This is a genomic window from Kitasatospora sp. NPDC028055, assembly GCF_040637885.1.
Taxonomy (GTDB): Bacteria; Actinomycetota; Actinomycetes; order Streptomycetales; family Streptomycetaceae; genus Kitasatospora.
On record NZ_JBEZXE010000011.1, the window covers coordinates 32,707 to 48,156 of the forward strand.

At 73.4% G+C, this 15,450-nt stretch carries 9 protein-coding genes; all 9 read left to right on the forward strand.

Annotation, left to right across the window (positions count from 1 at the left end):
• Positions 1-10: 10 nt before the first annotated feature.
• The 9 genes from ligA (at position 11) to AB0F71_RS14790 (ending at position 15,307) form a co-directional block, all read left to right on the forward strand.
• A complete protein-coding gene (gene ligA / locus AB0F71_RS14750; RefSeq protein ID WP_360232980.1) occupies positions 11-2,299 on the forward strand; it encodes an NAD-dependent DNA ligase LigA in 2,289 nt (762 codons plus the stop codon).
• Positions 2,300-2,621: 322 nt separating this feature from the next.
• On the forward strand, positions 2,622-4,436 hold the full coding sequence (locus AB0F71_RS14755; RefSeq protein WP_360232983.1) for a bifunctional diguanylate cyclase/phosphodiesterase: 1,815 nt from the start codon (positions 2,622-2,624) through the stop codon (positions 4,434-4,436).
• 195 nt (positions 4,437-4,631) lie between these two features.
• Positions 4,632-4,928, forward strand: a complete 297-nt coding sequence (gatC, locus tag AB0F71_RS14760; protein WP_030057414.1) for an Asp-tRNA(Asn)/Glu-tRNA(Gln) amidotransferase subunit GatC — start codon at positions 4,632-4,634, stop codon at positions 4,926-4,928.
• A 5-nt stretch (positions 4,929-4,933) separates the two neighbouring features.
• On the forward strand, positions 4,934-6,427 hold the full coding sequence (gene gatA, locus AB0F71_RS14765) for an Asp-tRNA(Asn)/Glu-tRNA(Gln) amidotransferase subunit GatA (RefSeq protein ID WP_360232986.1): 1,494 nt from the start codon (positions 4,934-4,936) through the stop codon (positions 6,425-6,427).
• The gene (locus tag AB0F71_RS14770) at positions 6,424-6,681 is read left to right on the forward strand and encodes a hypothetical protein (protein ID WP_360232989.1); all 258 of its coding nucleotides are present in this window, start codon (positions 6,424-6,426) and stop codon (positions 6,679-6,681) included. Before gatA ends, AB0F71_RS14770 begins: the two co-directional genes overlap by 4 nt.
• Before the next feature lie 72 nt (positions 6,682-6,753).
• A complete protein-coding gene (gatB, locus tag AB0F71_RS14775) occupies positions 6,754-8,265 on the forward strand; it encodes an Asp-tRNA(Asn)/Glu-tRNA(Gln) amidotransferase subunit GatB (protein ID WP_360232992.1) in 1,512 nt (503 codons plus the stop codon).
• Positions 8,266-8,555: 290 nt separating this feature from the next.
• Positions 8,556-8,714: a hypothetical protein gene (locus AB0F71_RS14780; protein ID WP_360232995.1), complete on the forward strand. Its 159-nt coding sequence runs from the start codon at positions 8,556-8,558 to the stop codon at positions 8,712-8,714.
• A gap of 134 nt (positions 8,715-8,848) precedes the next feature.
• Positions 8,849-11,896: an AAA family ATPase gene (locus AB0F71_RS14785; RefSeq protein ID WP_360232998.1), complete on the forward strand. Its 3,048-nt coding sequence runs from the start codon at positions 8,849-8,851 to the stop codon at positions 11,894-11,896.
• 477 nt (positions 11,897-12,373) lie between these two features.
• Complete coding sequence (locus AB0F71_RS14790) at positions 12,374-15,307, forward strand: EAL domain-containing protein (protein WP_360233271.1); 2,934 nt, start codon at positions 12,374-12,376, stop codon at positions 15,305-15,307.
• Positions 15,308-15,450 lie beyond the last annotated feature (143 nt).

Consider the following 15,450-nt stretch of genomic DNA (forward strand, 5'->3'; position numbering starts at 1 on the left):
AGGGCTTGCGGTGACGGCTGTCGAGGGCTGGGAGGACGTCCCGGCGGAGGTGCGCCGGCGGCACGCCGAGCTGGCGCAGGAGATCACCGACCACCGCGCCCGGTACTACGAGCAGGACGCGCCGGTCGTCAGCGACGCCGAGTTCGACGCGCTGATGCGCGAGCTGGAGGAGCTGGAGGCCGAGCACCCGGCCCTGGTGACGCCGGAGTCGCCGACCCAGCGGGTCGGCGGCGCCCCCACCGCGCTGTTCGCCGCCGTCGAGCACCGCGAGCGGCTGCTCAGCCTGGACAACGCGATGGACGACGAGGAGCTCGGCGCCTGGGCGGACCGCGTCGCCACCGAGCTGCACGGCATCGAGTACCACTACCTGTGCGAGCTCAAGGTGGACGGCCTGGCCGTCAACCTCACCTACGAGAACGGCCAGTTGGTGCAGGCGGCGACCCGCGGCGACGGCCGGGTCGGCGAGGACATCACCGCCAACGTCCGCACCATCAAGGAGATCCCGCACCGGCTCAAGGGCGAGAACGTCCCCGAGCTGGTGGAGATCCGCGGCGAGGTCTACTTCCCGACCGAGGAGTTCGACGCGCTCAACGCCTCGTTCGCGGCGGAGAACGAGCGCCGCCGGCAGGAGAACGAGGAGCGCGCCAAGGAGGGCAAGCGGCCCCGGGCGATGATCCGGCTGTTCATGAACCCCCGCAACGCCGCCGCCGGTTCGCTGCGCCAGAAGGATCCGCACGTCACCGCCTCCCGCCCGCTGCACATGGTGGTGCACGGCATCGGCGCCCGGGTCGGCTTCGACATCGACAACCAGTCGCACGCCTACCAGTTGCTGCACGACTGGGGCCTGCCCACCGCCCGGCACAACAAGGTGGTCGGCACGCTGGCCGAGGTGCGGGCCTTCATCAAGCACTTCGGCGAGCAGCGGCACTCGGTCGAGCACGAGATCGACGGCGTCGTGGTCAAGGTGGACGAGATCGCCCTCCAGGGCCGGCTCGGCGCCACCTCCAAGTCCCCGCGCTGGGCGATCGCCTGGAAGTACCCGCCGGAGGAGGTCACCGGCAAGCTGGCCGAGATCAAGGTCGGCATCGGGCGCACCGGCCGGGCCACCCCGTACGCGGTGCTGGCCGAGCCGGTGAAGGTGGCCGGCTCGATGGTGCAGTACGCGACGCTGCACAACCAGGACGTGGTCAAGGCCAAGGACGTCCTGCTCGGGGACACCGTGGTGCTGCGCAAGGCCGGTGACGTCATCCCGGAGATCCTCGGCCCGGTCTACGACCTGCGGGACGGCACCGAGCAGGCCTTCGTGATGCCCTCGCACTGCCCGGAGTGCGGCACCGAACTGCGCCCGATGTCCGAGGGGGACATCGACCTGCGCTGCCCCAACGCCCAGCACTGCCCGGCCCAGATCCGGGAGCGGATCGCCTTCCTCGGCGGGCGCTCCTGCCTGGACGTCGAGGGTCTGGGCTACGTCGCGGCCACCGCGCTGACCCAGCCGCTGGAGCCGGCCGAGGCCCCGGTGCACAACGAGGGGGACGTCTTCGGGCTGACGGCGGAGCAGCTGCTGCCGATCAAGGTGCTGGTGCGCGACCAGAAGACCGGCATGCCCAAGCTGGACGACCGGACGGGCAAGGAGAAGGAGGTCTTCTTCTTCGCCACGACCAAGGGCGAGCCGAAGAAGTCGCTGCAGACCCTGCTGGACAACCTGGAGGCGGCGAAGGACCGTCCGCTCTGGCGCTTCCTGAACGGCCTGTCGATCCGGCACGTGGGTCCGGTGGCGGCGCAGGAGCTGGCGCGTGAGTTCCGTGACCTGGACCGGGTCTTCTCGGCCACCGAGGAGGAGTTGGCGGCGGTCGAGGGCGTGGGACCGACCATCGCCCGCTCGATCCGGGAGTGGTTCGAGGAGGAGTGGCACCGGGAGATCCTGGAGAAGTGGCGGGCCGCCGGGGTCCGCTTCGTCGAGGAGTTCGCGGACGAGGAGGAGGCGGAGCGTCCGCTGGAGGGCCTGACCGTGGTCGTCACCGGGACGCTGGCCGGCCACACCCGGGACGGCGCCAAGGAGGCGCTGACCTCGCGTGGAGCGAAGGTGACCGGTTCGGTTTCGAAGAAGACCGACTTCGTGGTCGCCGGTGACAATCCCGGGTCCAAGTATGACAAGGCAGTTCAGCTCGGCCTGCCGGTCCTGGACGACGCCGGCTTCGCGGTGCTGCTCGCCGACGGACCGTCTGCCGCCCGTGCCCACCTGGGACTTCCGGAGCCCGCGGGGGCGGAGGCGGCCGTCGAGGCACCCGCGGAGGGCTGAGCCCGGGCGGACCCGAGCGGCCGCCGGCCGGATCCGGGTTGTTATCGTCCTGATGCGGCGTCACCGGGTGCCGTCCAGTGAAAGCGGGCATTGTGTCACTGTGCGGCACCCGGGCGCGGTGGCGCGTTTCCGGTTGTCCGAAAGTCTGCCCACCGGGGAGACCCCGGCATACCCTGGAGCGCAACAGAGTGTCAGCAGGGGTGGGGGCACCGGCTGAGCCGGTGCTCCTCGGGGTCGCTCCATGCCCGGCAGCTGTCGGTACCGGCACGGTGCCTCACCGTAAGGCGGCCTGACGGGGCGGGCCCGACGGAGGACAGGGCTTATGGATCGTTCGACCGGCGGCGCGCCCACACGCCCGCCGCAGGGGGTGGCAGGTGCGGTCCTGCTGCTCGGCGTGCTGCTGGCCGGAGCCGCGCCGCTCATCCCGCTGGCCGTCCTGGTCTACCGGTTCGAACCCGAACTGCTGCCACTGTTCGCGGTACCGCTGGCCGTCCTGGTGGCGGCCTGGCGGATCGCCCGGGACCGGGCCCGCGACCAGCTGACCGATCCCCTGACGGATCTGCCCAACCGTCAGGCCTTACTGCTGGCCGCCCAGGAGGCCATCGTCGAGCGCGAGGAGGGTTACAGCGTCGGTCTCATCCTGCTTGACCTCGACCGCTTCCGATCACTCAACGACACACTTGGTCATACGGCCGGTGACCGCCTCCTGGTTCACATCGCCCGCCGGCTCCATCGGGCGCTGCGCTCCGGCGGCCCGGCCGGCAGCGCCACCCGGGAGTCCATCGACGACGTCTTCGCCGGTCTGCCCCGGCACTACCGGCGCGGACGCCCCATGGTGGCCCGGATGGGCGGCGACGAGTTCGCCGTCCTGCTCCCCGGCATCAACTGCCCCGACAGCCTGGAGCGGGTCGCCAAGGCCCTGATCGCCGAACTCGCCGCGCCGATCCGGCTGGACGGCCTGCTGCTGGTGCTGGAGGCCAGCGCCGGCGTCTGCGTCTACCCGCAGGGCGCCCAGGACGCCGAGTCGCTGCTGCGCCGCGCCGACGTGGCGATGGGCCACGCCCAGCGCGAGTGCAGCGGGGTCGCCCAGTACGACGAGACCCAGGACGCCGACACCCCGTACCGGATCGGCCTGCTCGGGGACCTGCGCCGGGCCCTGGAGACCGGTGAGGTGCAGCTGCACTACCAGCCGAAGGTGGCCTTCGACGGCCGGGTGGTCGGCCTGGAGGCGCTGCTGCGCTGGGAGCGCCCGGGGCAGGGGAAGGTCTCCCCGGACGAGTTCGTCGGGCTCGCCGAGTCCAGCGGACTGATGCCCCGGCTCACCGACTACGTGCTGGAGGCGGCGGTCGGCCAGCTCGCCTACTGGCGCGACCAGGGCCTCCAGGTGCAGGTCGCGGTCAACGTCTCGCCGCGCGACGTGCTCAACCCCGGCTTCGCCCAGCGCGTCGCCGGGCACCTGGTCCGCCACCAGGTGCCGGCCCACGCGCTCCAGCTGGAGATCACCGAGCGGCTGCTGCTGGACGACTCCCGGCGCGCCGCCGACACCCTGGCGGAGCTGCGCGGCTACGGCGTCGGGATGTCCCTGGACGACTTCGGCACCGGGCACTCCTCGCTGGTGCGGCTGCGCAGCCTGCCGGTCGGCGAGCTCAAGATCGACCGCTCCTTCGTCTCCCGGATGGTCGCCGACGACCACGACGCGGCGGTGGTCCGCTGCTCGGTCGAGCTGGCCCACTCGCTCGGCCTGACCGTGGTCGCCGAGGGCGTCGAGGACGACGAGACCTGGGAGCGGCTGCACTGCATGGGCGTGGACGCCGTCCAGGGCTGGCTGGTGTCCGCGGCCCTGCCCGCCGAGCAGGCCACCGCCTGGCTGCGGGTGCACCGCACCACCGGTGCCCCGACGGTGGAGCGCCTCGGCGCCCCGCCGCAGCTCCCGTCGATCATCAAGCCGGTCGACCGGTCCGCCGCGGTCAAGCCGGCCGACCGGCCGGCCACGTTGCCCCCGGTGCTGCCGCCGACCCTCCCGCCGGTGCTGCCGCCCGCCCTGCAGGCCGGGCAGCGCGGCCAGGCGCTGCCCGCCGCGCAGGTCGGCTTCCAGACGCCGGGCGCGCAGGGTTGGGCCCGGACCGGGCCGCAGTAGCCGCAGGGGTGACGGGGGCGACGGGGGCGGTAACGGGGCCGCGGCTCCACTCGTTGGCCGGTGGCCGGGCCGGGCCCCATAGGATGGGGTCCAAAGACCACGAGGACGGAGCGCCGAACCCGGCTGCTCCTGCCCGGGCCCGGCACCGCGCAGGCGTCGCCGGGTCTCACCAGAACTCACCCTGAGGATCGCTGCATGCCTGGCATCACGCGCGAGGAGGTCGCCCACCTCGCCCGGCTGTCGCGTCTTGAGCTGAAGCCCGAAGAGCTGGACCACTTCGCCGAGCAGCTCGACGTGATCATCGGCGCGGTCGCCCGCGTTTCCGAGGTCGCCGGACAGGACGTCCCGCCGACCTCCCACCCGCTGCCGCTGACCAACGTCATGCGCGCGGACGAGGTGCGGCCGTCGCTGACCCCGGAGCAGGCGCTGTCCGGCGCCCCCGCCGCCGAGGAGCAGCGTTTCCGTGTGCCGCAGATCCTCGGGGAGGACTGAGCGAGATGACCGAGCTGATCAAGTACACCGCGGCCGAGACCGCGGGCGCCATCGCCAAGGGTGAGGTCTCCGCCGTCGAGGTCGCCCAGGCGCACCTGGACCGCATCGAGGCCGTCGACAAGAAGGTCAACGCCTTCCTGCACGTCGACACCGAGGGCGCGCTGGCCGCCGCCAAGGCCGTCGACGACAAGCGCGCCAAGGGCGAGGAGCTGGGCCCGCTGGCCGGCGTCCCGCTCGCGCTCAAGGACGTCTTCACCACCAAGGGCATCCCGACCACCTGTGGGTCCAAGATGCTCGAGGGCTGGATCCCGCCCTACGACGCCACCCTGACCACCCGTCTCAAGGACGCCGGTGTGGTCATCCTCGGCAAGACCAACATGGACGAGTTCGCGATGGGCTCCTCCACCGAGAACTCGGCCTACGGTCCGACCGGCAACCCGTGGGACCTCACCCGCATCCCCGGCGGCTCCGGCGGCGGTTCGGCCGCCGCGCTGGCCGCCTTCGAGGCCCCGCTGGCGATCGGCACCGACACCGGCGGCTCGATCCGCCAGCCCGGCGCCGTCACCGGCACCGTCGGCGTCAAGCCGACCTACGGCTCGGTGTCCCGCTACGGCCTGGTCGCCTTCTCCAGCAGCCTGGACCAGGGCGGCCCGTGCGCCCGTACGGTGCTGGACGCGGCCCTGCTGCACGAGGCCATCGCCGGTCACGACCCGCTGGACTCCACCTCGATCGACGCGCCCGTCCCGGCCGTGGTCGAGGCCGCGAAGATGCGCGACATCCGCGGCATGCGGATCGGCGTCGTCAAGGAGTTCGCGGGCGAGGGCTACCAGGCCGGCGTGATGCAGCGCTTCGCCGAGTCGGTGGAGCTGCTGCGCGAGCTGGGCGCCGAGGTCGTCGAGGTGTCCTGCCCGTCGTTCACCCTGGCGCTGCCGGCGTACTACCTGATCGCGCCGTCGGAGTGCTCCTCCAACCTGGCCCGCTTCGACGCCATGCGCTACGGCCTGCGGGTCGGCGACGACGGCTCGCGCTCGGCCGAGGAGGTCACCGCGCTGACCCGCGAGGCCGGCTTCGGCGACGAGGTCAAGCGCCGCATCATCCTGGGCACCTACGCCCTCTCCTCGGGCTACTACGACGCCTACTACGGCTCGGCCCAGAAGGTCCGCACGCTCATCTCGCGGGACTTCGACGCCGCCTTCGCCGGTGTGGACGTGCTGGTCTCGCCGACCACGCCGACCACCGCCTTCCCGATCGGCGAGCGCGCCGACGACCCGATGGCGATGTACCTGGCCGACCTGTGCACGATCCCGTCCAACCTGGCGGGCAACGCGGCCATGTCGCTGCCGGTCGGCCTGGCGCCGGAGGACAATCTCCCGGTCGGCCTGCAGATCATCGCTCCCGCGATGGCGGACGACCGCCTGTACCGCGTGGGCGGCGCCGTCGAGGCCGCACTCAACGACAAGTGGGGGCACACCCTGCTGGAGGAGGTACCGGCACTGTGAGCAAGATCGAGAAGGCCAAGGCCCCGAGCTCCCTCAAGGGGTGGAAGCACAGCAAGCCCGGCCTGTGGCTGTCCATCGGCACCAGCGCGTTCGGTGCGGTCTCCGTGGTCAAGGACGTCCGCAAGGCGCGCGAGGAGAGCGACACCCTCAAGCTGGTCAACGCCCTGGTCGGCGCCGCCGCGCTGATCACCGGCACCGCCCTGCTGGTGCGCGAGCTGCGTCAGCTCGCCTCCGACGACGTACTGCTGGGCTGACGCCCCGGCCCGGCCCCGCGCGACGCGGCGGCCGGGCCCGTACCTCCCAAGCTTCAAGTGAGAAGGGACGCTGTGAGCGTCATGAACCTGGTCTCCTACGAGGACGCTCTCGCGTCGTACGACCCGGTGATGGGCCTTGAGGTCCACGTCGAGCTGGGTACCAAGACCAAGATGTTCTGCGGTTGCTCGACCGAGCTGGGCGCCGAGCCGAACAGCCAGACCTGCCCGACCTGCCTGGGCCTGCCGGGCTCGCTCCCGGTGGTCAACGCGGTCGGCGTGGAGTCGGCCGTCAAGATCGGCCTGGCGCTGAACTGCGAGATCGCCGAGTGGTGCCGGTTCGCGCGGAAGAACTACTTCTACCCGGACATGCCCAAGAACTTCCAGACCTCGCAGTACGACGAGCCGATCGCCTTCAACGGCTACCTCGACGTGCAGCTGGAGGACGGCTCGACCTTCCGGGTGGAGATCGAGCGCGCCCACATGGAGGAGGACACCGGCAAGTCCAGCCACGTCGGCGGCGCCACCGGTCGCATCCACGGGGCCACCCACTCGCTGCTCGACTACAACCGGGCCGGCATCCCGCTGATCGAGATCGTCACCAAGCCGATCGTCGGCGCCGGCGAGCGCGCCCCCGAGGTCGCCAAGGCGTACGTGGCCGAGCTGCGCGAGCTGATCAAGGCGCTGGGCGTCTCCGAGGCCCGGATGGACAAGGGCCAGATGCGCTGCGACGTCAACCTGTCGCTGCGCCCGAACGGCACCGAGACCTTCGGCACCCGCTCGGAGACCAAGAACGTCAACTCCCTGCGCAGCGTGGAGCGGGCCGCCCGGTTCGAGATCCAGCGGCACGCCACCGTGCTGACCGACGGCGGCACCATCGTCCAGGAGACCCGCCACTTCCACGAGGACGACGGCACCACCACCTCGGGCCGGATCAAGGACAACGCCGAGGACTACCGCTACTTCCCCGAGCCGGACCTGGTGCCGGTGGCCCCCGCCCGGGAGTGGGTCGAGGAGCTGCGGGCCGGGCTTCCGGAGCTGCCGCGGGTGCGGCGCGCCCGGCTGCAGGCCGAGTGGGGCCTGTCCGACAAGGACATGCAGTCGGTGCTCAACGCCGGTGCGGTGGAGCCGATCCAGGAGACCATCGCGGCCGGCGCCCCCGCCGACCAGGCCCGCAAGTGGTGGATGGGCGAGCTGGCCCGTCGCGCCAACGAGACCGGCACCGAGCTGAGCGAGCAGCCGATCACCCCGGCGCAGGTCGCCCGGGTCACCGCGCTGGTCGCCGAGGGCAAGCTGAACGACAAGCTGGCCCGCCAGGTCATCGAGGCCGTGCTGGCCGGCGAGGGCGAGCCGGACGAGGTCGTCGAGAAGCGCGGCCTGGCCGTGGTCTCGGACGACTCCGCGCTGGGCGCCGCGGTCGACCAGGCCATCGCCGAGAACGAGGCGATCGCCGCCAAGATCCGCGACGGCAAGGTCGCCGCCGTGGGCGCGCTGGTCGGCGCGGTCATGAAGGCCACCCGTGGCCAGGCGGACGCGGCCCGGGTCAAGGACCTCATCCTGGAGCGGCTCGGCGTGGAAGGCCAGTAGGCACAGTCTGGAGCGGCTCGGCGTCTCCGGCTGAGTCATTCATGGGTTCCTAGGTCGTCAAGCCCGCCTTCCTAAGGCACCTAAGGCATCTAAGGCCCTCTAAGTAAGGCCTAAGGCCCCGTCTCACCTACGTATCTAGGTGAGGCGGGGCCTTAAACCTTTTCTGGCGCCGAATCTAAGGCACTCGGCCTTCGGAAGATGGGGCACGCTCCCGATGTGGCACCCCCCACTGGGGGAGGAAGCTCTTACATGTCAGGGAAACGAAGGTGAAACCCCAGGGGGAACCCGAAGTGATCGAGTACCAGCTCATCCAGCAGCAGGCCCACGAGCTCGAAGCCCGCGCCGAGCACGAGCGTCTGGTCCGCGAGGCCAGGCAGGTCGCCCGGCTGCGCCGCCGTCCGGTGGCCGCCCGCTTCCAGCGGCGCCCCGTGCGTCAGACGGAATGCTGACGACCCGGCACCAGGACGGTGCCGATGCAGTTCCGGAGGGGGAGGCGCCGCGGGTGAGCGCCTCCCCCTCCGGGCGTTCGCCCCGCGAGATAACCCCTCTCACCAGTGGCTCCGGCTATGGCATGCTCGCCTCCATGCAGCAGATATCGGTGAGTCCCGTCTTCGTCGGCCGCGGCAGCGAGATCACCGAACTGACCGACGCGCTGCGCCGGGCGGGCAGCGGCAGCCCGCAGGCCGTGCTGATCGGCGGCGAGGCCGGGATCGGCAAGACCCGGCTGCTGGAGGAGTTCCTGCAGCGGGCCGCCGACGGGGGAGCGGTCACCACGCTCGGCAGCTGTCTGGAGGTCGGCGCCGAGGGCCTGCCCTACGCCCCGCTGGCCGCCGCGCTGCGTCGGCTGCACCGCTCGCTGGGCACCGAGTTCGAGGCGGCCGCGGCCGGCAGCGAGGGCCATCTCGCCCGGCTGCTCTCCGAGTTCGGCGAGGGGGACGGCGAACCCAACGACGAGTACGGCCGGGCCCGACTGTTCGAGCACACCGCAAGACTGTTCGAACGGTTCGGCGCGGAACGTACCCTCGTGCTCGCGGTGGAGGACCTGCACTGGTCCGACCGCTCCACCCGCGAGCTGCTCGCCTTCCTGGTGCGCACCCTGCACCGCTCCCGGGTGCTGCTGGTCGCCACCTACCGCACCGACGACCTGCACCGCCGCCACCCGCTGCGCCCCTTCCTGGCCGAGCTGGAGCGGCTGCGCACCGTGCAGCGCCTGGAGCTGGAGCGGTTCGGCCGCCGCGAGGTCGCGGCCCAGCTGGCCGGCATCCTCGGCACCGGCGCCCCCGACCGCCAGCTGGTGGACCGGATCCTGCGCCGCTCGGAGGGGAACCCGTTCTTCGTCGAGGAACTGGCCACCGCCTTCGAGGACGGCTGCGGCGCCGGTCTGACCGACTCGCTGCGCGACATCCTGCTGGTCCGGGTGGAGAGCCTGGACGAGGAGGCCCAGAAGGTGGTGCGGATCGCCGCCGAGGGCGGCTCGCACGTCGAACACGCCCTGCTGGCCGCCGTCCTGGCCGACGACGAGGAGGCGTTGATCGAGGCGCTGCGGGCGGCCGTCGGCGCCAACATCCTGCGCCCGGACAGCGAGGGCGAGGGCTACCGGTTCCGGCACGCGCTGGTCCGCGAGGCCGTCTCGGACGACCTGCTGCCCGGCGAACGGCACCGGATCAACCGCAGGTTCGCACTCGCCGTGGAGGCCCGGCCGCAGCTCGTCCCGGCGGACGCGCTGCCCGCCCGGCTGGCCAACTACTGGTACCACGCCCACGACCCGGCCCGGGCCCTGCCGACCGCCCTGGACGCCGCCCGCGCGGCCCGCCGCCGCAATGCCTTCGCCGAGCAACTCGGCATGCTGGAGCGGGCGTTGGAGCTGTGGGACCTGGTCTCCGAGGACGTTCTGGCGCACACCCTGCGCCCGTACGACTGGGCCGAGACCTACCCGCCCGGCGCCTGCGACCACAGCCCCGCGGACGCGGACTGCGACCGGATCCAACTGGTCGACGTGCTGGCCGAGGCGGTGGTCGCGGCCCGGCGCTGCGGCGACCGCGAGCGCGGGCTGAGCCTGGCCAAGCGCGGCATCCGGCTGGTCGACGAGGCCGAGCACCCGGTGCGCGCGGCCTGGTTCCGGATCAACCGGGCCCGGATGCTGGGCAACCTGCGCCGCTCCGGGGACGACGAGGAGATCACCCGCGCCCACCGGCTGGTGGAGCACCTGCCGCCGTCCGCGACCCAGGCCGAGGTGTTCGCCCTGGCCGCGGGCGTGTCGGTGGTCCGGGGGCCCCGCCCCGAACACCTGGAGCTGGCCGAGCGGGCGATCGGGATCGCCCGGCAGGTCGGCGCCCACTCGGTCGAGGTGCACGCCCGGATGACCCTCGGCAGCCTGCGCTACGACCTGCTGGGCGACGCCGAGGGCGGGCTGGCCGAGCTGACGGCCGCGGTCGAGCGGGCCCGGGCGCTGGGCATTCCTGACCTCCTGCTGCGCGGCATCAACAACCTGGCCAGCATGCAGCGCGGACTGGGCCGGGCCGAGGAGGCCGTCCGACTGGCCCGGGAGGGGCTGGAGTTCGCGGACGGCAACGGGCTGCAGCGCAACATCGGCAACATCCTGACGGGCAACCTGGTGGAGGCGCTCGCCGACCTCGGGCAGGTGCGGGAGGCGGAGGAGCTGCTCGACGCCAGCGAGCTGATCGGGCTGCCCGGCTCGCACGCGGAGTTCCTGGACCGGATGCGCGGCGACCTCGCCATGCTGCGGGGCGACCTCGCGACCGCGGCGACCATGCTGGCCCAGGCCCGGTCCGCCAACCGGACCGGCCAGGCGCAGCACAGCGTGCCGATCAGCCGGCTGGCGGTGCGGATCGCCGCGCACACCGGGCGGCCGCTGGACGCCCGGGCGGAACTGCTCGCCGCGCTCGCGGAGGAGGGGCGGCTCGGTTACGAGTCCGACGTCTACCCGCTGCTGGTGGAGGCCGCCGGAGTGGAGGCGGACAGCCTGGGCGTGCCGGAGACCGCGGCCGGCCGGGCCGAGGCGCTGACCGCGATCGCCGCCGCGGCCACCCAGCTGCGGCCCCAGTCGCCGCTGCACCACGGCTGGGCCCGGCTGCTGGAGGCCGAGCTGGCCCGGGCCGCGGCCGCCGACACGGCCGAGCACTGGGCGCAGGCGGCCACCGAGCTGCGGGCGACCGGCCTGCCCTACCCGCTGGCGCTCGCCCTGCTGCGCGGCGCCGAGGCCCAGGTACGGGCGGGGCGGCGCGAGGCCGCGACCGAACTGCTGCGCGAGGCGGGCGAACTGGCGGACGCCCGGGGGGACCGGCCGCTCGGGGCGCAGGTCACCGCGCTGGCGGAGCGCGCGGGGCTCACCCTGGCCCCGGTGGAACGCCCGGCCGCCGCGGGCGGACCGGCCCCGGCGGTCGGGGACTCCTTCGGGCTCACCCCCCGTGAGCGGGACGTGCTCCGGTTGCTCGCCCGGGGCTGGACCAACCGGCAGATCGCCGAGGAGCTGTACATCTCTCCGAAGACCGCAAGCGTGCACGTGTCCAACATCCTGGGCAAGCTGGAGGTCGGCGGTCGCGGCGAGGCCGCCGCGCTGGCCCACCGGTTGCGTCTGTTCCCCGACGACCTGGCCCCCTCGGGGCGGTGAACCCGCAGGTCGCCGGCCGTGTCCGGACGGTCGGCGACCGGTGCCGCCGGGGTGGGCGGGCGCCGTCGCGTGCTCCCGTGCGCGCCGCGTGAGCCCCTGTCCGCGCGCCGCCGCCAACCGGGCCGATCGGTCGGAATGGGGTGCCTTTCCCCGCTCTGTCGCCATTACTCTAAGTTGAGTGTGCGTGTCATTGAGTGACGGAATTGGTGTAGGGTCCCGAACGGGAGCATCGGTGCGGTGCGGTGGCCGGACGGCCGCCCACCCCCTGGGCCGCCGTCCCGACGGGGCGCCAGGCCACCGCGTACGGTCGAGAGGTGCGCGGCCGGTGGTCCGTGGCCGGGGCGCCAGGCCCCGGGCCGGAGGGGGAGAGGCCGAGTGAGCTCCACCGATACGGTGCTGCCCGGATCCGGACGACCGGGCGTACCGCCCGCCGACACGTCCGAGCCCGAGCCGCCGGGGCCGGTCGGACGCGGCCCGCTGGGCCGGCTCCGGGAGAGCCGCTCGCTGCCCGGACTGGTCCTCGGTGCGCTCTGCCTGGCCTATGCGCTGGGCGCCGCCACCAACTGGGGATCCAGCCAACTCGCCTCCTTCATGGGCGACTTCGGGCTCGCCGCGGCGGCCCTGGCGGCCGCGCTGTCCTGCCTGGTGTACGGCTGCACGGTCGCCGGCCACGCCCGCCCGGCCTGGCTGCTGTTCGGCCTCTCCTCGCTCATGGTGGCCTTCGGCAACGGCACCTGGGGCTGGTACGAGGTGGTGGTGCGCACCGCGCTGCCGCAGGACTCGCTCGCCCCGTACGCCTTCCTGCTGTTCGCCCCGCTCGCCATCACCGGCGTGCTGGTGCTCGCCCAGCACCCGCGGACGGCGGCCGGCTGGCTGTGCCTGCTGCTCGACGGCTGGCTGATCGCCGGCTCGCTGTTCACCCTCAGCTGGAGCCTGGCGCTCGGCCGGATCGCGGCCGGCGAGGCCGGCTCCCCGCTGCGGCTGGCCCTCAACCTGGCCTACCCGGTGCTGGACATCCTGCTGGTCAGCCTGGTGGTGGGGCTGCGCTTCGGCGGCCGGGACGGCAACCGGGCGGCGGTGCACACCGCGATGCTCGCGCTCGCCGTCACGGTCATCTGCGACGCCCTGTTCACCTCCCCCGAGCTGCACAGCAACTACCACTCCGGCGAACTGCTGGACGCCGGCTGGTTCTCCGGCAGCCTGCTGCTCGCCTGGGCGCCGTGGTCGTCGCGCTGGCGCCGCCCGCTGCGCGAGCACCCCTCGGCCGGCGGTCTGCCGCGCCGCCGGGTGGCCACCACGTTCAGTGCGCTCACGCCGTACGCGGCCGCCGCGGTGTGCACCGCCGGAATCCTCTACAACGCCCTCGGCGGGCGGCAGTTGGACCGCGTGGTGGCCGCGGCCGCGTGCACCGTCGGGCTGGCACTGATCCTCAGGCAGGGCGTCATGCTGCTCGACAACCTCTCGCTGGCCCAGGAGCTCGCCCACAAGGAGTCGCACTTCCGCTCCCTGGTGCAGGGGTCCAGCGACGTCATCATGATCGCCGGGGCCAACGGCGTGCTCTCGTACGTCTCCCCGGCGGCGCTGGGCGTCTACGGGCGGGATCCGGAGGAACTGGTCGGCGGCAACCTGCTGGACCTGGTCCACCCCGAGGACGTGGACCGGGTGCTCGCCGAGGTCCGCCGCTACCTCGCGCGGGTGCGCCTCGCCGCCCACCGCACCCCGGGCACGGTCGAGCCCTCGGCCCGGGTGGAGTGCCGGATCAGCTCCGGGATCGGGGAGTGGCTGCACGTCGAGTCGACCGTCAGCCGGCACCGCGACGGGCTGCTGCTGAACAGCCGGGACGTCACCGAACGCGTCATGCTCCAGGCCCAGTTGCAGCACAACGCCTTCCACGACCCGCTCACCGACCTGCCCAACCGGGCGCTGTTCACCCAGCGGCTGCGCGGCGCCCTCGGCACCCGCGGCCAGCAGGGCGGGACGGGCGCCGGCGTCGCGGTGCTCTTCCTCGACCTGGACGGCTTCAAGGCGGTCAACGACACCGCCGGCCACCAGGTCGGCGACGAACTGCTGGTGCAGGCCGCCCGCCGGCTGCAGGGCGCCGTCCGCTGCGGGGACACCGTGGCCCGGTTCGGCGGCGACGAGTTCGCCGCGCTGGTCTGCGGCCCGCTCGGCCGGCTCCAGGTCCAGGAACTGGCCGAGCGGCTGCGGGTCGCGCTGTCCGAGCCGTACTGGATCGGCGGCGTCGAACTCGGCGTCGCCGCCAGCATCGGCATCGCCTTCGGCACCCCCGAACGCGGCCCGGCCGCCGACCCCAGGGCCGCCGCCGACGAGCTGATGCGCAACGCCGACCTGGCGATGTACCGGGCCAAGTCCGAGGGCAAGGGCCGGGTGGTGCTCTACGCCCCCGCGATGCGGGCCGACCTGGAACGCCGCACCGAGCTGGAGGAACGGCTGCGGGTGGCCGTCCGGGAGGGCGGCTTCACCCTGCTCCACCAGCCCGTGGTGGACCTCGCCAGCGGCGCGGTGACCGCCGTCGAGGCCCAGGCCCGCTGGCGTTCGGCGGGCGGGCTGCTGCTCACCCCGGCCGAGTTCATGCGCTCGACCGAGCACGGCGACGCGGCGACCCGCTTCTCCCGCTGGCTGGTGCACGAGGCGGTGGCGGCCGCGGCCGACCGCCGCGACCCGGCCGGCCGGCGCCCCGGCGCCCCGGCGCCCGTCCCGGTGGCCGTCCGGCTCTCGGTCGAGCGGCTCTGCTCGCCCGGCCTGTACGAGACGGTGGCCGCGGCGCTGCGCGACAGCGGGCTGCCGGCCGGCGAGCTGGTGATCGAGGTGGCCCGGATGGGCCCGGACCAGCTCGCGGACGAGCTCGGCCGCCGGCTGGCCGCGCTGCGCGGACTCGGCGTCTCCACCTGGCTGGCCGGCTACGGAGCGGGCAGCGGCTCGCTGGGGGCGCTCGGCAGACTGCCGCTGGACGGGCTCAAGCTGGACCGCACGCTGGTCCAGGACCTGGGCGAGTCCGCGCTCAGCCGCACCCTGGCCGGGCACGCCCTGCGGCTCGGCCGGGACCTCGGGATGGCCACCGCCGCCGAGGGGGTGGACCTGCCCCGGCAGGTCGCCGTCCTCCAGGAGCTGGGCTGCCGGCTGGGCCAGGGCTCGGCCTTCGCCCCGCCGCTGGACGAGACCCGGCTGCGCCGGGCGCTGGCCCGCCGCGGCTATCCGCTGCCCAAGCCGCTCGGCCCGCTCTCCGCCCGCCGCGCCCACCTCGCCCCGGACACCCGGACGAGTGGCCGCACGGACGCCCAGGGAGGACGTGTCGTACCTCACCACGGGGCCCCCGACCTGCCCGAACACCGGGCCGTGGCCGGTCCGGGAGCCGGTCCGCATGGCGAGACGGTCATCCCACCTGCTTGACACGCCACCCCGGACGGGAGGAAGGTCGTTGCCATGCGCACCCGAATTCTCGTACTTGGCGGGCGCGTCGGCTGAGTGGGCTCGCACGCCCCGCTCGTGACAGACCGACGCGCCACCCCTCGCATGCCCTTGGGCACGAGGGG